The organism is Streptomyces sp. NPDC040589 (genome assembly GCF_055594445.1).
On sequence record NZ_JBVIWP010000001.1, the window covers coordinates 772,533 to 791,504 of the forward strand.

Consider the following 18,972-nt stretch of genomic DNA (forward strand, 5'->3'; position numbering starts at 1 on the left):
GGAGCTGGACCGGTCGTCGGCCGCCCTGCACGGGCCGAGAACCGGCCCTCCGCCTCTTCGTCCGTGCTGTGACCGCACGATCGGGCTGGTGCAAAGGGCCTCCCGGGCGGACGGCCCCGTGCCGTCCGCTGAGATCCGACACCCGTGGTTCGGGCGTCGACCTGACAGGCTTATGCCCTCGAACGAGCTTCGCCATGCCACGGCATATGACGGCGAGCCGGTGAACTCCGTGTTACGTGCGTCTTCGGAGGGGTACCGGGACGTGTTGCGACGTGCGGTGACCGCGGTGCCCGGGCCTCTGCCGGGCGGCGTACGGCACCTCTGAAACGTTCAGCGTTGTACGGCTCAGCCGCCGAAGCGCCGGTGGCGGGCGGCGTAGTCGCGCATGGCGCGGAGGAAGTCGACCTTGCGGAAGGCCGGCCAGAAGACGTCGCAGAAGTAGTACTCGGAGTGTGCGGTCTGCCAGAGCATGAATCCGGACAGCCGCTGCTCACCGCTGGTGCGGATCACCAGGTCGGGGTCGGGCTGGTCGCTCGTGTAGAGGTGACGCCCGATCATGTCGGTGTCGACGGCCTCGGCGAGCTCCTCCATCGAGGTGCCCTTCTCCTGAGCGTCGAGCAGCATGGAGCGCACGGCGTAGGCGATCTCCTGGCGGCCGCCGTAGCCGATGGCGACGTTGACCAGTATCCCGTCGACGTGCGCGGTGGTCTCCTCGGCTTCCTTCAGGACCGTCTGCATCCCGGAGGGCAGCAGGTCGGGGGTGCCCACGTGGTGCACACGCCAGCGGCCGTCGGCGGCCAGGGTGCGCACGACGTCCTCGATGATGCCGAGCAGCGGACCGAGCTCGTCCTGCGGCCGGTCGAAGTTGTCCGTGGACAACAGCCAGAGGGTCACGACCTCGACATCGGTCTCACTGCACCAGCCGAGGAACTCCTCGATCTTTCCGGCACCGGCCCGGTGACCGTCGACCGTGCTGGAACCGGCGGCCTTCGCCCAGCGCCGGTTGCCGTCCATGATGACGCCGATGTGCTTGGGCACCTGAGCGTGGTCCAGGTGACCTTCCACCCGGCGTGCGTACAGCCTGACCAGCAGGCCACGCAGCTTGTCGCGCAGGTTCACGTGATTGTCAGCCCCTCCGTAAGGATCGGACAGGCCGCGATGTGCGGCCGGGTCGTGGCCGCGGGCGGTCCCTGCCCGTGCGGCAGTCCCCGGAGGCGAAGCCTACCCCTGCCGCGTCCGCGGGCCGCCCATGGGTGCGGAACGAAGAATTCCGGCCGGTGTTTCCGGCCCGCCCCGCACAGAAAAAATCGGGCCGGTCCGTGGGGGGGAGACGGACCGGCCCGAGGGGGGGTTTCCACCATAACCCTTCGTGAGTGATGCTGCGTGCATCGGCGTGCCACAACTACTCTCCGGAGCCACCCGACGACGGGGCGATGCCCGCGGAGGCCCTCACTCATGGCTTGTTCTTGACTGAAACACGGCCGATACGCAGCAAAATCGGGCCCCCGGGCAGGGCCTGGGGGATTTGACGCACCTTGGGGCCCGCTCGGCGACTTGTCTCCGGCGTCCCTCCGACGGGTGACTCGGCCGCGAACGCCGCCTTGACCCCGGCGCGGCCTCGTCGCCGCCTCAACAGGGAGGCCCTGGCACCGCGCAGCCCCCTCCACTGCGCGGTACCGCCCGCGCAGCTTTGCTGACGCGAATTACCTTGGTCTGAACTTACGCGAGCGGCGGCACCGAAGGCGAGCCGCGAGCGATAACGATGTGAACAACATCGACGGAAGTTGCGCAAGTGGAGTGAGTGAAAGGAGTGACCCACCCGCGGGGACACAAGAGGACAGATTCTGTCCTCATTCGCACCTAACGTCGCTCCATGACGACGACCGTGAGGATCACATGGGACGCCGCGAGCGCACGGCGGGCGGAGCGGCAGTTCCTGGCCAGGCCGGCCGAGAGCGGCTCGCCTGTCGCCGAGGTGGTCGGCGCGATGGCGGGCGCGCACGCGCAGGTGCTGTCCGCGGCCGAGGTCTCGGTCGGGGTGCGGACGGCCGGGCTGACGCGGGCGGACGTACGGACGGCACTCTGGGACGACCGGTCCCTGATCAAGACGTACGGCCCGCGCGGCACGGTACATCTGCTCCCGGCGCGTGAACTCCCCCTCTGGTGCGCCGCCCTGACGGCGGTTCCGACCGGGCCGAGCCCGTTCCCGCCCGACGTACGGCTCACCGAGGAGCAGGCCGGCCGGGTCGTGACGGCGATCGGCGACGCGCTCGACGGCAGGTGTCTGATCCTCGACGAGCTGACCGAGGAGATCGTCGCCCGTACGGGCCCGTGGGCCGGTGACCGGGTGATGCCGGCGTTCCAGGACCTGTGGCCGCGCTGGCAGCAGGTGATGCACCGGGCGGGCTGGGCGGGCACGCTGTGCTTCGGCCCGAACCGCGGTCGCAAGGCGACGTACACGCGCCCGCCGCGCGCGGAGTCCGTGGCCGACGCGCTGGGCACCTTCGTACGCCGCTATCTGCACGCCTACGGACCGGCCACCCCGCAGCACTTCGCGAAGTGGCTGGCGGCCCCGCCCGGCTGGGCCACCACCCTGTTCGAAGAGCTGGCCGCCGCGGACCGCGTCGAGAAGGTCGACTTCGAGGGGACACCGGCGTGGGTGGCGGCGGGTGACACCGACTTCCCGGACGGGCCCGCACGGGGTGTGCGGCTGCTCCCCTACTTCGACGCGTACGTCATCGCCGGGCAGCCCCGCGAGCGGCTGTTCCCCGGGGAGGCGTACCGGCGCGCCCTCGCGGGCGGCCAGGCGGGCAACTATCCGGTGCTGCTCGTCGACGGTGTGGCGGCGGGGGTGTGGCACCAGCGGCGCCGGGGCCGTCGTACGACCGTCACGGTCGAGCCGCTCGGCCGGCTGACGGCACGGCAGGAACGGGAGCTGGGCGAGCAGGCGGAGCGGGTGGGCGAGGTGCTGGAGGCGACGGCCGAGTTGGTGGTGGGGAAGGTGACGGTGGGGCCGCACGCGTGATCAGGGGCGGCGGGGAGCGGGTGAGTCCGGCTTGCGGGCGTCGAAGAGGTGGCGGGTGCTGTGGGCGACGAAGGGCCCCTCGGCCCGGATCCGCTCGTGCAGCGCGCGGAGCTGCGGCTCGTACGCCTCGACGGTGAAGCCGGGCACCATCCAGACGACCTTGCGCAGGAAGTGCACGACCGCGGCGATGTCGTGGAACTCCATCCGCAGCCGCTCCGCCCGCAGATCGACGATGTCGAGCCCGGCGGCCTCGGCGTCGGCACGCTCACGGTCGGGACGCCGTCCGCCGCGCACGGCGTCCGGCTGGGGACCGAGAAAGTACTCGACGAGTTCGAAGACGCTGGCCGGCCCGACGTGCTGGGCGAAATAGGTCCCTCCGGGCTGGAGGACCCGGGCGATCTCGCCCCAGTGCGGGCGGACGGGATGCCGGCTCACAACCAGGTCGAAGGCGCCGTCGGCGAAGGGCAGCGGGGCGTCCTCGGGGGCGGCGACGACCGCGACTCCGCGCGGCCGGAGCAGGGCGGTCGCCTTGGCGACGTTGGGCGGCCAGCCCTCGGTGGCGACGGCGAGCCGGGGCGGGGAGGGCGTCGTATGAGCAAGGGCGAAGTCGAGGACTTCCCCTCCCCCGGTCTGGATGTCGAGCAGGGCACTCGCCTGCCCCAGCCGTCCGGCCATCGACGTCGCATAGCCCCAGGACGGCCGCGCCTCGGTGGCCCGCCCCTCGAACCAGGAGAAGTCCCATCCCTCCGTGGGGACGGAGGCCCCTTCGGCGACGAGGTCCTCGAAGGTGCGGTGCGGTTTCGGATGCTCCGGCGCCACTCTCCCTCTCCTTCTCCCGATCACGACAGGACGAGCACGACATGCTCGTCGTCTCCGTGCCGGACGACACCGTCACGTCGGAAGCCCTGCTTCTCCAGGAGACGAACGGAGCCGGCGTTCCCACTGAAGGGGTCGGCGTACAGCGGCCGGTTCTGCTCCCGCTCCAGGAAGAGGGCCAGGGCCCGGCTGCCGATGCCGCGTCCCCAGTGCGGGCGTCCGAGCCAGTACCCGAGGAAGCGGCGGTCCCCGTCCCACCAGGCGACGACGCTGCCGGCGACCTCGCCGTCCACGGTCACGGTCCGCACGAAGACGGTGTCGTCCCCGAGGACCTTGGTTTTCCAGTGCCGCATGAACGCGTCGCGCGGCCGGGGCGTGAACCTCGACCGCCGGACGGCTTCCGGATCATGCTCGTACGCCAGGAAGAACTCCAGATCGGCTTCCACGACAGCTCGCAGCCGCACGTCCACGTCTTCATCACTCATGCCCGGAGTGTGGCAGCCGCCACTGACAACGGCCCTGAACGGAACCGTTCGGCCCTCAGGGAACGAGCGGACGCACGTCCTCGGCGACGAACCGCACGAACTCCTCCGGGTCGGGCTCGTCCCCGGTCGGTTGCAGCACCACGGTGTCGGCCCCGGCCTCGGCCAGCCGCTCGACTGCCTCGGCGACGGCACCGGCGTCCCCGGCGACCCCGAGATCCGGAACGGACTCGAGCCCCTCGTCGGCCAGCTCGGCACGGAGCCGGTCGGCCGCGTCGGCCCCGGTCGCGGTGAGCAGATACACGACGACGGGATGCGGTCCGGCCCCTCGCCCGGCGGCCTCCCGCCCTCCGTCGATGAGCTGCCGCGCCTTGCGCACGCCCTCGGCATTGGTGGCGGCGGTGAGGATCGTCCCGTCGGCGGCCTCCCCGGTGAGCCTCAGCGACCGCGGCCCGGTGGCCCCGGCGAGCACGCCGCCTCCCGTGTGTTCCGGCGGCCAGTCGAGGGCGACGTCGTCGAGCCTGACGTACCGCCCCTCGGTGGTCACCCGCTCCCCGCGCAACAAGGCCCGAAGCGCGACGAGATGCTCCCGCAACAACGTCACCGGCGACTCGACCCGCGCCCCCACCTGCCCCATCCAGTCCTGCACACCATGCCCCACACCGACGATCACCCGCCCCTGGAACATCCGGTGCAGCGAGGCGACCTCCATGGCCGTGACGGCGACGTTCCGCAACGGCACGGGCAACAGTCCGACGCCGATCCGTACGTTCTCGGTCCAGGCGAGGGCAGCGGCGGCGGTGGAGATGCCGCCCTCTCGGAAGCAGTCTTCCCAGAGCCAGAGTTGGTCCAGGCCTGTCTCATCGGCAATACGGGCGACGGATCGAAGCCGCTCGGGGGCTAGTTGGGGGCGGAAGACGGCGCCGAGTTCGGTCATGAGGTCTTCCTACCCGGGCGCTGACGCGCCCAACTAGGCATTTCGCGCCCTATGTGTCCCCTGCGAACCAACCGTCGTGTCGGTCACGCGCGTGGTCCGATCTCCTACGGCCGACGAATGGCGACTCGAAGCTGGTGGGTTCCGCGGATCGTCAGCGGTTGACGGCCTGGATTTCCTGCACGACGACGTCCTGCGTGGCTCCGAACGTGCCGTCGGGGAGGTCGCCGCCTGCGCCGCCGCTGCCGGTCCAGTCGATCTTCCAGGTGACGGTGGCCCGGAGCGGGTATGTGCCGTTGCCCGAGGAGCGCAGGTACCTGACTCCGCAGGGTGGGGTCTGGTCGGCCTTGCCCTTGGCGTAGGGCTCGCCGATGCGGCCGTTGTTGATCTCGCAGACGCCGGAGGCCGGGTAGGTCACCGCGTCCTTGGTGCCCGGTTCGATCCTGAGCGACTGCGGTACGGCGGTCGCGGTCGCCGTGATGCCGATGACCGGTACGGACGCGGTGACGGAGACCGGCTTGAAGTCGGCGGCGTCCAGCCAGGACCACGTCGGCAGGTTGACCTTGGTCGCGGCGGCGGGTGCCAGGGTGACCTTGGTGCTGGGGACGCGGATCTCCGCGTAGGCGAGGTCAGCGAGGATCTTGGGGTTGACGGCGTTCTCGACGTCGGCGGGCGGAGGGTCGCCCTGGTCCACCCAGAAGGCGGGCTTCTTGCAGGAGTCCCACCCCGGGGGGAAGTCCTCGTCGACGTACGAGTCCCAGAAGTAGCCCTTGCCGCTCTTGTCCTTGTTGAAGTCCTTGTACGGGTGCCCGTTGACGTAGCGGTCGCGCTGCTCGGCGTCCCACTCGTACCCCGTCGAACCGGCCTCCCAGACCGGCTCCAGCGTCTTCTGCAGCTGCTCCGGGGTGTACTTGGGGGCGTACCAGCAGGGCGGTGGTGTCCAGGAGGTGGACGACGTCAGGGCGCCGGCGGAGTTGCCGGTGCCGTTCTTGGAGCGGTCGAAGACGACGCCGCCTACGGTTACGGAGACGGTGCCGTCTTTGCCGGCGTTGGCCTCCTGGCTGGCGCCCTGTGTGTCGCCACCCAGGGTGTCGTCGGCGCGTGCCATGCCGGGAAGTGCGAGGAGAGACCAGCACGTGCTGGCTATGGCCACCGTAGATAGCCGCTTCGACGGGCGTCTCATGGCTGGCACTTGGGACTCCCACGCTGCGAAACCATCTTCTGGACCGCCCAGACGCCCTTGTCGTTCTTCTTGAGCGACGTGTGGTAAATGACGTAGCTCTTGGCGGTTACCTCGGTCTTCTTGACCTTGTCTGTCTTGAGGTACTTCACATACGCCTTGCCCTGGTCCTCGCAGTAGCTGAGGGACGCCGTACCGTCTTTGTCGACTGCCACTTCGGGGGCGTAGAAGCGGTAGACGCCGGTGATGGACGCCTTGTGGTCGACGTAGTTCTGGATGAACTTCTGCGTGGAGGCAGCCGCCTCGCCCTCGTAATAGTGGAGGTACGCCTTGTCGAGCGCGTCCTGATTGACGATCGCCAAATCCACAGCCTTGATGGACTGCTCACTGTCCGCCAGGATCGCGTCCTTGCCCTTGTCCCCTGTCTTGGGCCAGTCGAAGGTGTAGGAGAGGTCGGACGGAAGATCGATCTTCGGTCGTTCAGCGGCGGAAGCGGCGGAGGCGGTCGGGGAAGCCGACGTTTCGCTTCCCGAGTCGGCTCCCGCGATCTTGTCGTTGTCCTTGCTCTTGGAGCTGTCATCGCTCCCGCACGCGGACAGCGTCAGGGCCGCTGCCGCGGTCAGAGTGAGCGCTGCGAGGAAGGTGGGGCGGCGGTTCACGGTCGGCTCCCGGTAAGAGGCGAGGCTTCTCTTGAGCGAACCAAAGCTATACAGCGGGGTGGGACCGCACCAGGGTGAAGGTTGTCAACCGACGGGGTGTATGGGGAGGGATTGACGATTCGTCGCCCATGAGGTGCCGTAACGGTTGCATAACGCGTCGAATGGTCGGCCCGTGGTGGTGCCGTGCGGGGCGTTTCAGTAAGGAACCAGCAAAGGGTTTTGGGGAGTCGTTCGCGCATCTGGGGAACGTAGGCCGTTCGCAGGTTGCGTGGGATGGGCCTGTGGGCCCATGTAGGGCCTACTCCCCCACGGATACTTTCGGGTTCGGACAGCCGTTGGCAGGCAGCACGGTCGGAGGTGGGCCCGTATGGGGCGGCGCTGGCGGGATGGACATGGGGAGTTGGTCGTCCATGGGGGTGGTGAGGGGCCGTCCGTCCGTGTGCCGTTGGAGATCGCCAGCTCGTACCGGGCCCGCACGAAAGGGCTGTTGGGGCGGGACTCGGTCGACGGGGCGATTCTGCTCTCCCCGGCCAACAGCGTGCACACCTTTCGGATGCGCATACCGATCGATGTCGCCTATCTCGATCGGCATCTTCGCGTCATCGCCGTGCGCACCATGCGGCCGGGGCGGCTGGGGATGCCTCGGCTGCGGGCCCGGCATGTGGTGGAGGCCGGGGCGGGAGTGATGAGCGGGTGGGGGGTGCGGGAGGGCTCCTGGGCGGAGGTCCTCGTGAATGGGGCTTAGTCGTCCCGTTCGCGGGCGGCCTTCGGCAGGCCACTCACCGGGACATGCGGTAGTTGCTCTACCGCGCACTCGACCGCGTCGATCACGTGCACGGGTGGTTCGTCGTCCGAGGACAGCAGACGGGCGCGGACGGACTCTCCCGACGAGGTCGCCAGCCAGTAGGCCGATGGAGGAAGGTCCTCCTTGGGTGGGTACAGGACGGGAACGCCCAGCGCCGTCGCCAGACGTCGTGCGAGCTCGGGCTCGGGCGGTGCCTCATTGACCAGGGCGTCCTCTACGTAGATGTCCAGGGCCAACGACAGGTCGCCGCGCAGTCTGATGTAGCCGCACAGGACAGGTGCGGTCCAGTCGCGTTGGCTCTGGTCGCCGTCCCCGTCGGCCACGTCCACGTCGGCGCCTTCCGTCCGTACCGCCTCTGCCAGGGCCTCGACGAGCGAAGCGGGCGAGACCGGCGCGCCGGCCAGGAGCAGGTCGTAGATCATCGTCAGGTCCCCGTTCGTACACTGTCCGCGCTGGTGAACGTGGGCTCGATCTGGTGCGCTGTCAGAGGCTCGTTCCTTCGCGTCCCAGGGCGAAGAGCGTGCTGAGTGCCGCTTCCGCGTTCTCCCAACTCGCTGGGCCATCCGGCTTCGCCGACAGCCGCTCCAGTGCCGCCCTGGCCTCCGGGCTGCCCACAGCGCCCAGCAGTTCGATGGCCGAGTCGGCGCCGATGTCCTCGGTCACGCAATGCTCGGCCAGGTCCACCGCCCAGTCGGCGAAGCGACCCGGCTCAGGATCGAGAGCCAGCCAGCGGAACACCGAGTCGGCGATGTCGTCCCGCAGTGACGGGATCATGGCCAGCATCGCCGCTTCGACGTGCCGCACGACGTGCCGTCGCAGCGGGTACGTCTGCGGTCGGCCCCGCCATGCGTGGACCAGCGCGTCCACGCCGGACCATGTCACCTGGCTCGTGCGGGGCATGCTCTTCCCAACGGCCTGGTGAAACTCCTCCCAGGCGTGCCACAACAGGCCGGGCGACGGCGGCTGAGGGACTCGCGGAGCCAGTTTCGGGTCTTCCAGGAGTACGGTCACCACTCGCCGGGCGGCCGCCAGTCGCTCGTCGGTGCGTGGCAGTTTCCTGATCCGGCTCCAGTCGCACTCGTCCCAGGGCTCTGGCAGGGATCGCAGGGCGTGAGGCAGGACGTAGTCGCCCTCCGGAACGCGCCACCGCTCGACCTGCGGGTCCCACAGCTCCTCGGCATTCGGCTCCATGCGGCACTCACCAAGGCACCCGGCGAGGAGCCCGGTTGCGCCACCAGGGGTCCGCTTCTCCGTTGTCCTCGGTGGGCTTGGGGGCCGTGTACTCGTTGAATGTCCGGTCGAGTTGGGTCACCGCATTCCGTAGGGCGTCCCTGCGCTTCTCGCCCATCTGCGGGATGAGGCGTTCCAGAGCGTCTCTGGCCTCCAGGTCGCGTTGGAACAGGTCCGCCCGGTAGTGGCCCGCAGGGGCCCAGTCTGATTGAAGTCGGCGGGTCAGTCTTTCCCATACGCGCAGGTAGTGGTGTACGCGGCCTTCGACGCTCGCTGCCGTGCCGGTGGGGAGTGTGGCGAGGACGGCGTCGGAGACGGGGGTGGCGATGGGCTGTCTGTCGAGGATCTCCGGGAGGATCTCGACCTTGGCTCGGGGCAGGTCGGGGACCTGCTCCTCCACCGCGTCCACGCGGTATGCCGTGTCCTCGTCGGTGTCGATCGCCTCCAGGCGGCACCTGACGACGCGTCCGTCGGGTACGGCGACCCAGTAGGCGCTCGGCAGGTCGAGTTTTGAGGGGTGGAGGACCGAACTCCTCAGCCTGGCCGCCAGGCCGAGTGCGAGGCTCTCTTCCGTGAGAGGGCCGGCGGTGGCGTCTTCCACGGTGATGTCCAGTTCCAGCGCCAAGTCCCCGGGGGGCAGCAGGCGGTAGGTGCAGAGCACGGGGGCGTCCCAGTGCCGACTCTCCTGCTCTCCGTCCGCGTCGGCCACGTCGACGGCCTCGTGTGGCACGGCCATCAAGTCCGCCAGGGCTCCTCGCAGGCTCTCCGGGGCCGGCTCCGCGACGGTGAAGAGGTTGCCGATCACTCGTACGTTCCGATCACTTGTACGTGCCGTCATATACGGCCCTGGCCTTCTCGACCTTCTCGGGGTTGTCGACGAACTTCGGGTCCCGCTGGAGTTGCTGCGACTTGCCGGCATCGCCCTTGTTCCGCGCGATCTCCTTCAACGCCGCGTACTCGATGCGGTCCATCTCGACCAGGCCGGGGCCGGACTTCGGGAAGACCGTTCCGTTGCCCTCCACCTCGTAGGCACGGCCGTTGATCTCGTAGGTGTTCCCGTCCGGCGAGAGGGTGGCGCGGCCGTTCGCGATGCCCTCGATGTCGGAGCGGACCAGGTCCTCGTTGCCTCTGAGGATCACCGTGTTTCGCTCCTTCACCTGTCCGCTGGACGCCCCGCTGACAGTGTGGCGCTTGTTCGGGAATTTGAGGACTTTGCCGCGCGCCGGGCCGGGGATGTCGTCCCTGGCCTGCCAGTCGTTGGCCGGCCTGTTCTTCTGCTCCGCCCCGTCGGCGGCCTTGTCCGCCTCGTTCGCCTGTTTGCGGGCCTCCTGTGCCTGCTGCTTGGCCTCCTCGTCGCAGCCGTCCTCAGCGAGGATGACGTAGGGGGAGTCGGCTCGGGCCGCGGCCAGGAGCGTGGTGCCTGTGCCGGGGGCGCCGCCGTACGGGGTTCTGCGGGGCGGGGCCGCGATGGAGCAGCCCGACTCGCGGGCTTTGCGCTCCGCTTCGTCCGCTGCCTCGTGGGAAGAGCCCTACTGCGCCGAAGGCAACAACTGCTTCCGCATAGGCACCGACCCCGAAGGCAACGCCTACATCGCCGTCGCCGGGCAGGAGGAGCACCGCCTCACCGACAGCAGGGAGGCCCTCCGTGCGCTGATCCTCGAAATCAAGGCGGGGAAGGCTGATCACCTGCTCTAGTCTCGTCGACGACCAGCACCGCGGCATCGTCGTGGAGGTGCTCGACGACGTACTCGCGGACATGGCCACGGACGGCATCGGCATCTCAGGAAGCCCGGCACAGCACATGCTGCATGCCGTGCGGATTCGCCTCCCCGGCCCACTCCGCGATCTTCCAACAGTTCTTGCGCGGCAGGCCCGACAGCAAGCCCAACACCAACCGCCCGCCCGGGGCCGTGGTTCGACCCTGGCGAACCGTCCGTCCCGCCATGCGGCTCTTGGCCACCTCGAACGCCTCCCGCCAACAGGCGGGAACTATGTTGTGACCTGCGGCCACCGTCTCATCGTTACACCACACAAGTCACGATGATCAACGGCGGCCGTACCCGTACCAGGCCGTCCAGCAAGATCACGATCTACAGCTGGAATACCAGGGGTCTCGTGACCATGCCGGCCGGTTACTTCCATGCAAGCTACCTCGCACTTGTACGCCCCGTCGCCCACCTTCTGCGGTCAGCAACGGGGGTAGGGGCGTCATCGCGCCCACTCCTGCGCGGTATTCCTCGTCGTGACCGGCAGGCTCGGGTCGAAGGCCAGCCGCGCCAGGGCTCCCGGCTGCCCGGCACGTCATCCGTGCGATGGAGGAACCAGATGGCCTCCTCTACCGCGCTGCCGCTTCGGGCGCACCGCTCGGCGAGTTCCGCAGCCCAGAGGGCCGTTGCCGGCAGAACAGCCGGTTCCTTGTCACCTGCCGCTCCTGCGCCTTGCGGGAGGTCGGCGAGCCAGCGGAAGACGGCTGCGGTGACCCGGTCAGCGATCCTCTTGCCGCCCCGCGACCGCGGCACGTGCACACTCTGCCGTCGGTCGGGCAGGCACGCGCGCAGCACGTGCCGGGCCTGCTCACACCTCTCCTCCGTGAGGGCAAGTGCCTCCAGAGCCTGAGGCCTGCGGTATGTCAGATCGAGCCAAGGCGATGGCAGCTCGCGCATGGCTGCGGGCAGCAGGTAGGTGTCCACGAGTCGCTCTCCGCCCGTGCCCCGGCAGCTTCCCGAGCGCTCATCCGGCACATCAAGGCGAGCAAGGCCGACCACCTGCTGCAGGCCCCCACTGGGAGCCTGCCTCCGCCGCCTCGGAGAGCAGTCGCGTCGCCTCGGCCACTGCGACGTTCCGGTCGATGTAGCGCATGCCGAGGTCCAGGGCCCAGGGAGCGAAGCAGCCCTCACGCCACAGCCATTCGAGCATTCCCCGTGCCAGATGTGCGGCGATGCGCGCAGCCCACCGCTCGGCGAACGCCTCGGGGTTCGTCTCCTCCATACCGATGCCCAGTCGCTCACACTCGTACCAGGCCCAGATCAGACGCTCCCGCGTGACCAACCGCGCGTCGGGCATCAGGGGGACGAGGACCATCTGGACTTCCAGCCACGCGGGCCGGTCCTCCGCATCCTCGATCCACTTTCCCTCCCAAATGGGGGGCTCCTCGGATGCAAGCCGTTGGTCAGGCAGCAGCGCTTCGAGAATGGCCCGTGCCTGGGCGAAGCGTTCCGGTGTCGGTTCGTCCTCGATTTCCCAGCCGCCGGCCCAGCCGGATGTCAGATCGCGCACCACCTTGGGGAGGAGCAGCTCCTCACCATCGGTAGGACGAGCCGCCCGTGCCTCGTATTCCGGTCTCCGCAGCTTCGCGAGCCATTCGCGGGCTTCCCGACGGTCGCCTTCGCTCACCGACGCGTCCTTCACGAGGCGCGTCAGCGCATCCTCGCCGTGCGGACGGCCGAGAGCGCTGAGAAGGCAGATGTGGTCGTATCCACCCACACCGGCGTGTACGCACAGTTCGGCAAGCGCGGCGGCCCGAGGGTGGTCAAGGGGCTCACCTCGCTCCACGGCTTTCCGCAGAGAACGCAGCGACCGTTGCACCCTAAACGAAGCCTCCCAGCGTGCCCGCCGGGCCGCGAAGTGCTGACGCTGTTCGTCGGTGAGCGGGAGACCGGGCTCCTCCTGTGCCCGATCCCACAGATCCTCCAGCTCGTCCGGCCAGAGGCTCGGTTTCGCCGGAAGAGCGGCGATCGCCGCATCCAACTCCTCGAATAGCGCAGCCGGGCGATCCTCCTGAGCCTCCGCGTGCTCCTCGTCGTACGTCATGAGACCCCCAGGTACTCCATCGCGGTCTTAGGATCCTTCATCTTGCCGGAGCGCAGAGCGTCGTACTTCTCAGCCTCGCTCTTGCCATTCCAGGCGTCGTTCATCGCCCTGAGCTGCGCGGGAGTCACATCCTGGCCGGCGATGCGGGCACCGACTTCGTTCTCGGCCATGAGGGAGGCCGGGGTTCCCCGGGGAGCATCCTCGCCGCGCTTTATGGGCTTGAACCCGTCGAAGATCTTCTGCCAGCCCTTGGTGGAGGCGATCTCGTAGCGGGCGACTCGGCCCGGATCCGCACTCTGCCACTTGCCCAACCTCGCCACCTGGGCGGAGACAGAGCCCTTGGTCGTCGCGTTCCCCGTGTTCTTGACCTCCACGACATGCACCTTGCCGTCCTTGCCACGGTAGGCCGCATCGGCGTCCGGGATGCCCGTGACGTCGATCTCACCTCCGAGGCCGTCCGGTCGCACCGGCGGGTCGTCCGGCTTCCGCTGGTCACTGTCACCGATGTCCGAGTACACCGTGCTGCCATCCGCCGCCTCGTTCTGCGCCACACGCTTCGTAGCGTTGGCCTCGGCGAGATTCTCGGCGAGCTGGTCCTTGGTCTTGGAGTTCAGCACCTTGGCGGCGAGCTTCTCCCTGCTGGTGTTGTGGATGTTCTTCTGGTTCACCAGCTCCGAGACGTCGGCGATGGCGTCCGCCGCCTCCTTCTTGCTGATGTCCTTGGAGTTCGGGTCGACGTCGTCCTTGGCCCGCTTGAGCAGGTTCTCGAGCTGGGCCTCCTGCAGGTTGACCTTCTCGTCCCTCGGCAGCCGCTTGGACGCCTTGATCTGCTCCCGCAGCAGGTCGGCCCGCGCGTCCAGCGCCTCCTGCTGGGCCTGGCGCGCGTCGTTGGCGTCGTCGCCCGTGCACTCCTTGCCGCCTCCTTCGGCGACGACGATCCGGCCGCCCTGCGGGGCCGCCAGGACGCCGGTGCCGGTGCCCGGAACTCCGCGCAGGCCGCCACCGCCGTACGGGACGCGCCCGATCGCGATCGTGCAACTGCCGTTCTTCTCGGCCTTCTTCTTCGCCTCGTCGGCGTGCTTCTGCGCCTCGTCCGCGGCCTTCGTCGCGCCGTCGAAGTCACCCGCCTTGGCCGCCTTGCGGGCCTTCTCGGCCGCGTCGGCCGCCTTGTCGAGGGATTCACCGACCTCGGCCAGCTTCTTGAACTTGGTGAACTTCGTGATGGTCTTCGGGCTGAAGATGCCGATGACGCCGACAACGGTGTTGCCGATGGAGGCGCCGTAGTTGCCCTTCTCCCAGTTCTCCTTGTCGACGAACGTGTCGACCGCCAGGTCGGACACGAAGTCCTCGGGCGAGTTGACCCAGCCCCATACGGAGGAGACGTAGTTACCCTTGTCCCACTCCTCGCCCAGCTCGTCGGCCTTGTCGCCCCACCAGTTCGTGGTGTAGCCCTTCAGGCCGTTCCAGCTGTCCTTGATCGAGCCGACCGGGTCGCTGACGAAGTCCATCGTGCTGGCCAGGAAGCTCTTGGTGGGGGCCACGAAGAAGCCCCGGACATGGTCCATGAACGTCCTGTCGTGGCGTTCCTGGTCATGTACGTCGTCCCAGAGCGATCTCTCCTCGAACGGCCCCGGAGCGAGTGGGACCGTGTCGTTCGTCCCCGCGCCCTCGTAGGTGATGATTCGAGTCGACCACGCCGGACCGCCGTCGCTGTTGTTGCCGCCCGTAGCACCGTCGGCGCCCGTGCCTTCCTGGCCGCCGGAACCGGCCTGGGTGCCCGAGTCGCCTTCCGCGCCTGTCTCGCCGTTCGCGCCCCCAGCGCCTTCTGTCCCCGCGCCGCCGTCCGCGTTCTGGCGGCCGTCCGGGTCCGCGTCGTTGCCGCCGTCGGTGCCGGCGCCGGTGTCCGAACCGTCTCGCTGCGCACCGTCGTTGTTGTCCCCGGCCGCACCCGTCTCCGTGCCATCGCTTTGCGGAGCGGGGCAGGCCGTGCCCGTCACCGAGCAGACCGCCGACTGGATGCCGTCGGCGATGCGCCCGCCGAGGCCGCCCACCGACAGCGCGACGATGATCGCCGCGACCACCGCGATGAGCCCCGCGTACTCCACCGCGGTCTGGCCCTCGTCCCGCCGCCAGCGGATCATCCTCGCCAGGCTGAACGCCCGGCGCTCCTCCCTGTCCTGGGGAGGGGTCTCGAACCACTCTCGCGACCGGGCCCGACGCAACAGCACGATGACCGCAAGCGGCATCGCCGCCTGCGTGAAGCCCCGCAGATCGCCGTGTAACAGCGTGCCTAGCGACAGCCACACGATCCAGGCCTGTACGGCGATCAGTGCGCGGCTCGTCCACACCCCGCCCCGCCACAGACGCCGGGCCAGGTAGACCCCCGCCACACTGGGCAGCGAGTCGTACACCAGGATTCCGAAGATCTCCCCGGAGTAGTACGACACCACCGACAGCACGGTGATCACGTACAGCACCGTCAGCGCGAACTGCACCCACAGCAGTACCTGCGTCCAGCCCAGTTCCCGTGGCAACGGCGAACGCCGGTCCCAGGAGGGGGTGTTCTGCGCACCCCAAATCCCGCTCGGGGGTATCGAGTTACCGGCACCGGACATGTGTGACCTCAGTTCAGCGGGCGGGCATTCACGGCGGGCGCCCGGCTGACGCTAATGAGAATCGAACACTGACACATGGGCCTCCGGACCCACCCTTGGCCCAACTTGAACCGCAGGGCCCGTCCCTGCCTGCGGTGGCGGGAGACGGGCCCCGGGTGAGTGGGTGCTGGTGGCTCAGCTCTCCGAGCGGGGGAAGGAGACCTCGACCCGGCGGTTCTTCTTGCGGCCTGGTTCTGAGGAGTTGTCCGCGATGGGGTACTGCTCGCCGTAGCCGCGTACCTCGTAGGTGACATTGGAGTCGGCCAGTTCCTGGTCCAGGACGTTCTGTACGGCGTCGGCCCGTTTCCGGGACAGGACGTCGCCGTGGGCGGAGGAACCGAGGTTGTCCGTGAAGCCGAAGACGCGGATCTTCGTCGCGTTCTGCGTCTTGATCTCCTCCGCGATCGCGGAGATACGGGACTTCGCCTCCGCGCCGAGCTTCGCGCTGTCCTTGCCGAAGAGGACCTCGGCCTGGAGGGCGAACTTGACGTCGGCGTTGGTGTCTTCCCGGCGTTCGTCGCCGCTTTGGTCTTCTACGACCTGTTTGATGTCGAGGACCTTGGCGGAGGCCAGGGTGGCGCCCTCGGGGAGTTTGAGGTCGGGGTCGTTGGGGTCGACCTTGACGGGGGCGGAGGGCGACGCCTCGGTACCAGGGGGGACGCCGGGGGTTTCGTCGGCGTGGGCCGAGACCGCGCCGTAGATGTTCGTGGCGACCATGAGGGTGGCGGCGGTGAGGACCAGGGCGAGACGTGGGGTCGCCGGTCGGGTGCGCGTAGGGGTCATGACCGGCCTCACCCGGAGATCTTGATGGTGCCGCTGGAGAACGTCGGCAGTTGCAGAGCGACGTCAGTCGTGTCGGCCGGCGGGGCTGGGAACTGCATGAATACGGGGAGCGTCTGCCCGGCCTCGAGAGTGGTGAGACCCGTCGTCGTCAACGGGCGCCCGTCGGTGTCACGAAGGACGTAGTAGCGCTTCTTGCCCTTGGAGTCCACGAGAGTGGCACCGCCTAGCGACTGACCGTGTTTGATGACCTCGGTCTCGTCACCACTCGTCTGAGCGGGGATGGCCACCGACTCCCCTCCGTCGTTCTTCAGGCTGCCGCTCACCGTGACGAAGCCGCCGGCGTCCCTCTGGGCGGAAGTGATCTGCAGGAGCAGCCCGTCCGTTCCCTTGAGTTCGGCGAGAGGCGTCTTCGCCTGCCCCTCCTGAGCACTCGGTTTGGATCCACTGTCCTTGGATGCGGACGCCGACGGGCTCGACTTGTCATCGTTGTCACCACCGCCGCCACAGCCGGCCACGCCGAGGGCAAGTCCGGCCGCGGCGGTCAGCGCGACCATCCCCCTGCGGGCCTTCGCAGTGAACCGAATGCTCATCTCTCTGCTTCCTTCATCACTCGTCGTTCGCTTGTGGTTCGGCCAGGTGGACGTCGAAGAGGTCCTCGGGTTTCGGCAGAACATCGAGATCGTCCGGGTCCAGCTCCCAGTTCACGCCCTTGCACAAGAGCTCTGGCAACACGTCGGGACCGGCGCCCGCGGCCGGGGGATCGAATTCGCAGCGGGACTCGATCACGGCGTCAGCAGAAGCATGCGCTTTCCGGCCCGCTTCGCCGGGGACGATGGAGTCTCCCATGGGCTTGTTCGTCTGAACGTCGACCGAAAAGCGCAGAGGCCCCTCCGGACGCCCGCAGAAGTCCACATCGGCGTCGTTCTGCTCGGCGAGCTGATGAGCGCGCCAACACGACGGGGTGAGACCCTCGGCGTTGCCCTCGAAGATGTCCTGCCACTTGTTCGGGTCGAGTACGTCCTTCACCCACGCGCCCGCGAGTTGGTCCCGCCTGTCCTGAGCCGCCGCGAGAGCCGCCGCGTCGGCGGCCGTCTGGGCGCCGTTCCTGTTCGCCGCGGCCTGGCCGACCGCGAAGTAGGCGAACGCGAGAAAGAGCAGGCCCCCCACCACCGTGATGTAGATGGGGAAGGCCTGCCCTGCGTCGCCGTACCGGCGAGGTCGCATCAAGGAGCGACCTTGGCGATCTGCGCCTGGATCTTGGTGAGGATCGTCTGGCCGATGTTCGTACCCGTGATCGCCAGCACGATCGCCACCACCACCGCGATGATGCCGAGGTACTCGACCGCCGTCTGCCCCTTGTCGCCGGCGCGGCGCTGCATCGCCGCGGCCGTCGTGTTCTTCCAGCCGTTCACGCGGACCTTGGTCGCGACGGCGGTCTTCAGCATCAGGTCGCTCATGGTGTGCCCCTCCGGTTTCGGCTGTGTCGCTTTCGACAGGAGGAACGTACGGCGGGACATCCCGTCCGTCAGAGGGCCCCAGGGCCCAATTCCGGGCCCAATCGCCCGGGCCCGACCGGCTCTTCCCCGAGACTGTCACCGAAGGTCACCCCAGTCCTCGGTGTGAGTCCGGTGCCGTGCCGATCCATTTCGCGGCGGCCTCGGAGCGGCTGGTGCTGTGGAGTTTGGCGAAGATGCGGTTGATGTGGTTCTTGACGGTCTTCTCGCTGATGAAGCACGTGGCGGCGATCTGCTGGTTGTTCATGCCGGACGCGATGAGGTCCATGATCTCCGCCTCCCTCGTGCTCAGTTGGAACCGTGACCTGTCCGGTGCGGCCGGACGGCCGCTCTTCGTCCATCCAGACGATGACTGTCCCACATGCGGTTGCACTTGCGAAAGGTTTTCTGGAGAAATGGGTGGGGGCGGAACCGGGGGTGGGTTGAAGTTTGCTGGTGGAGCGGGTGGTTGAGATTGCGTATACGGGTTTGCGGAGGGGGAAATTCCGTATGCAGTCGCATTTGATGACTGGCCCAGCCCCTCGGGAAGGGGTGGCGTCCGTGCCTGGTCCTGGCGGAGTTGGGCCAGCAGGGCGCCCGCTGCCGTGGGGGTGAAGTGGGCCCTGCCCTCCTTGATGTCCCGTACGGCTTCGACCAGCTGGTCGGCCGTGAACTCGCCGTGCACCAAATAGCCGCCCGCTCCTCGGCGCAGGGCCTCCTGGACGATCTCCGACTCCCTGCTGTACGTCAGCATCACGACCGGGGCGATCCGCACCAGGTACGGGAGTGCCGAGATGCCGTCCACGCCGGGCATACGGACGTCCAGGAGGACGACGTCCGGGCGGTGCTGATGGGCGGCCTCGTAGGCCTCGCGGCCGTCGGCCGCCTCCGCTACGACCGTGATGTCCGCGCGGCCGGAGAGCAAGGCGGTGAGACCGGCCCGGACCACGGGGTTGTCGTCCGCCACCACGACCCGGAGGCTGCGGCTCGGCTGCGCGGGCTGCGGGAGGTCGGCGAACGGGTTGTGTGGCGGGGGCTGTGGTGCGCCGGGGGGTGGGAGCGGCTGGTCCGGCATCGGGGGCCTCCTCTCGTGTCGTGGGG

General features: G+C 68.6%; 20 protein-coding genes and 1 pseudogene. 3 read left to right on the forward strand and 18 right to left on the reverse strand.

Translation table 11 applies throughout. The features are described from left to right. Nucleotides 1-345: 345 nt before the first annotated feature. Nucleotides 346-1,119, reverse strand: coding sequence for an isoprenyl transferase (locus ACZ58V_RS03470; protein ID WP_189722993.1), 774 nt, complete (start codon nt 1,117-1,119; stop codon nt 346-348). A 754-nt stretch (nt 1,120-1,873) separates the two neighbouring features. Between ACZ58V_RS03470 and ACZ58V_RS03475 the strand changes: the two genes are divergently transcribed. Next, the gene (locus ACZ58V_RS03475; protein WP_471288097.1) at nt 1,874-3,025 is read left to right on the forward strand and encodes a winged helix DNA-binding domain-containing protein; all 1,152 of its coding nucleotides are present in this window, start codon (nt 1,874-1,876) and stop codon (nt 3,023-3,025) included. Here ACZ58V_RS03475 and ACZ58V_RS03480 read toward each other — a convergent pair whose 3' ends face one another. From ACZ58V_RS03480 to ACZ58V_RS03500, 5 genes are all read right to left on the reverse strand, one after another. Next, nucleotides 3,026-3,844: a class I SAM-dependent methyltransferase gene (locus ACZ58V_RS03480; RefSeq protein WP_468187636.1), complete on the reverse strand. Its 819-nt coding sequence runs from the start codon at nt 3,842-3,844 to the stop codon at nt 3,026-3,028. Nucleotides 3,845-3,864: 20 nt separating this feature from the next. Next, nucleotides 3,865-4,326 carry a GNAT family N-acetyltransferase gene (locus tag ACZ58V_RS03485; RefSeq protein WP_471288098.1) on the reverse strand — a complete coding sequence of 154 codons (462 nt, stop codon included), beginning with the start codon at nt 4,324-4,326 and terminating at the stop codon, nt 3,865-3,867. A gap of 55 nt (nt 4,327-4,381) precedes the next feature. After that, nucleotides 4,382-5,260, reverse strand: coding sequence for an LLM class flavin-dependent oxidoreductase (locus ACZ58V_RS03490; RefSeq protein WP_471288100.1), 879 nt, complete (start codon nt 5,258-5,260; stop codon nt 4,382-4,384). Between the two features lie 151 nt (nt 5,261-5,411). After that, nucleotides 5,412-6,365 (reverse strand): hypothetical protein, encoded by a 954-nt coding sequence (locus tag ACZ58V_RS03495; protein ID WP_471288101.1) that lies wholly within the window; start codon nt 6,363-6,365, stop codon nt 5,412-5,414. Nucleotides 6,366-6,436: 71 nt separating this feature from the next. Further along, a complete protein-coding gene (locus ACZ58V_RS03500; RefSeq protein ID WP_471288103.1) occupies nt 6,437-7,096 on the reverse strand; it encodes a hypothetical protein in 660 nt (219 codons plus the stop codon). Between the two features lie 367 nt (nt 7,097-7,463). On the opposite strand from ACZ58V_RS03500, the gene ACZ58V_RS03505 reads away from it, so the two are divergent. Beyond that, nucleotides 7,464-7,841 (forward strand): DUF192 domain-containing protein, encoded by a 378-nt coding sequence (locus tag ACZ58V_RS03505; RefSeq protein ID WP_468187626.1) that lies wholly within the window; start codon nt 7,464-7,466, stop codon nt 7,839-7,841. On the opposite strand, the gene ACZ58V_RS03510 is transcribed toward ACZ58V_RS03505, so the two are convergent. The 4 genes from ACZ58V_RS03510 to ACZ58V_RS03525 form a co-directional block, all read right to left on the reverse strand. Continuing rightward, nucleotides 7,838-8,323: a hypothetical protein gene (locus tag ACZ58V_RS03510; protein ID WP_468187624.1), complete on the reverse strand. Its 486-nt coding sequence runs from the start codon at nt 8,321-8,323 to the stop codon at nt 7,838-7,840. The two genes, ACZ58V_RS03505 and ACZ58V_RS03510, sit on opposite strands and share 4 nt — an antisense overlap. Before the next feature lie 61 nt (nt 8,324-8,384). After that, nucleotides 8,385-9,092, reverse strand: a complete 708-nt coding sequence (locus ACZ58V_RS03515; RefSeq protein ID WP_471288106.1) for a hypothetical protein — start codon at nt 9,090-9,092, stop codon at nt 8,385-8,387. A 7-nt stretch (nt 9,093-9,099) separates the two neighbouring features. Then, nucleotides 9,100-9,936: a hypothetical protein gene (locus ACZ58V_RS03520; protein ID WP_471288109.1), complete on the reverse strand. Its 837-nt coding sequence runs from the start codon at nt 9,934-9,936 to the stop codon at nt 9,100-9,102. 13 nt (nt 9,937-9,949) lie between these two features. Further along, nucleotides 9,950-10,270, reverse strand: a complete 321-nt coding sequence (locus tag ACZ58V_RS03525) for a hypothetical protein (RefSeq protein WP_471288110.1) — start codon at nt 10,268-10,270, stop codon at nt 9,950-9,952. Between the two features lie 328 nt (nt 10,271-10,598). On the opposite strand from ACZ58V_RS03525, the gene ACZ58V_RS03530 reads away from it, so the two are divergent. Then, nucleotides 10,599-10,826 (forward strand): hypothetical protein, encoded by a 228-nt coding sequence (locus tag ACZ58V_RS03530; protein WP_468188282.1) that lies wholly within the window; start codon nt 10,599-10,601, stop codon nt 10,824-10,826. On the opposite strand, the pseudogene ACZ58V_RS03535 reads toward ACZ58V_RS03530, so the two are convergent. The 8 genes and pseudogenes from ACZ58V_RS03535 to ACZ58V_RS03570 all read right to left on the reverse strand — a co-directional run. Then, a pseudogene (locus ACZ58V_RS03535) lies at nt 10,825-11,066 on the reverse strand (transposase); the annotation flags it as partial. The gene ACZ58V_RS03530 and the pseudogene ACZ58V_RS03535 overlap by 2 nt on opposite strands. Nucleotides 11,067-11,873: 807 nt before the next feature. Further along, complete coding sequence (locus ACZ58V_RS03540) at nt 11,874-12,941, reverse strand: hypothetical protein (protein WP_468187616.1); 1,068 nt, start codon at nt 12,939-12,941, stop codon at nt 11,874-11,876. Then, on the reverse strand, nt 12,938-15,475 hold the full coding sequence (locus tag ACZ58V_RS03545) for a hypothetical protein (RefSeq protein ID WP_471288112.1): 2,538 nt from the start codon (nt 15,473-15,475) through the stop codon (nt 12,938-12,940). The genes ACZ58V_RS03540 and ACZ58V_RS03545 overlap by 4 nt, the downstream gene beginning before the upstream one ends. A 255-nt stretch (nt 15,476-15,730) precedes the next feature. Continuing rightward, complete coding sequence (locus ACZ58V_RS03550; protein ID WP_471288113.1) at nt 15,731-16,378, reverse strand: OmpA family protein; 648 nt, start codon at nt 16,376-16,378, stop codon at nt 15,731-15,733. Between the two features lie 8 nt (nt 16,379-16,386). Next, nucleotides 16,387-16,968, reverse strand: coding sequence for a hypothetical protein (locus ACZ58V_RS03555; RefSeq protein ID WP_471288114.1), 582 nt, complete (start codon nt 16,966-16,968; stop codon nt 16,387-16,389). Between the two features lie 16 nt (nt 16,969-16,984). Next, nucleotides 16,985-17,602: a pilus assembly protein TadG-related protein gene (locus ACZ58V_RS03560; protein WP_471288115.1), complete on the reverse strand. Its 618-nt coding sequence runs from the start codon at nt 17,600-17,602 to the stop codon at nt 16,985-16,987. Beyond that, complete coding sequence (locus tag ACZ58V_RS03565; RefSeq protein WP_359886768.1) at nt 17,602-17,835, reverse strand: hypothetical protein; 234 nt, start codon at nt 17,833-17,835, stop codon at nt 17,602-17,604. Before ACZ58V_RS03565 ends, ACZ58V_RS03560 begins: the two co-directional genes overlap by 1 nt. 145 nt (nt 17,836-17,980) lie before the next feature. Next, nucleotides 17,981-18,946, reverse strand: coding sequence for a response regulator transcription factor (locus ACZ58V_RS03570; RefSeq protein ID WP_471288117.1), 966 nt, complete (start codon nt 18,944-18,946; stop codon nt 17,981-17,983). Nucleotides 18,947-18,972 lie beyond the last annotated feature (26 nt).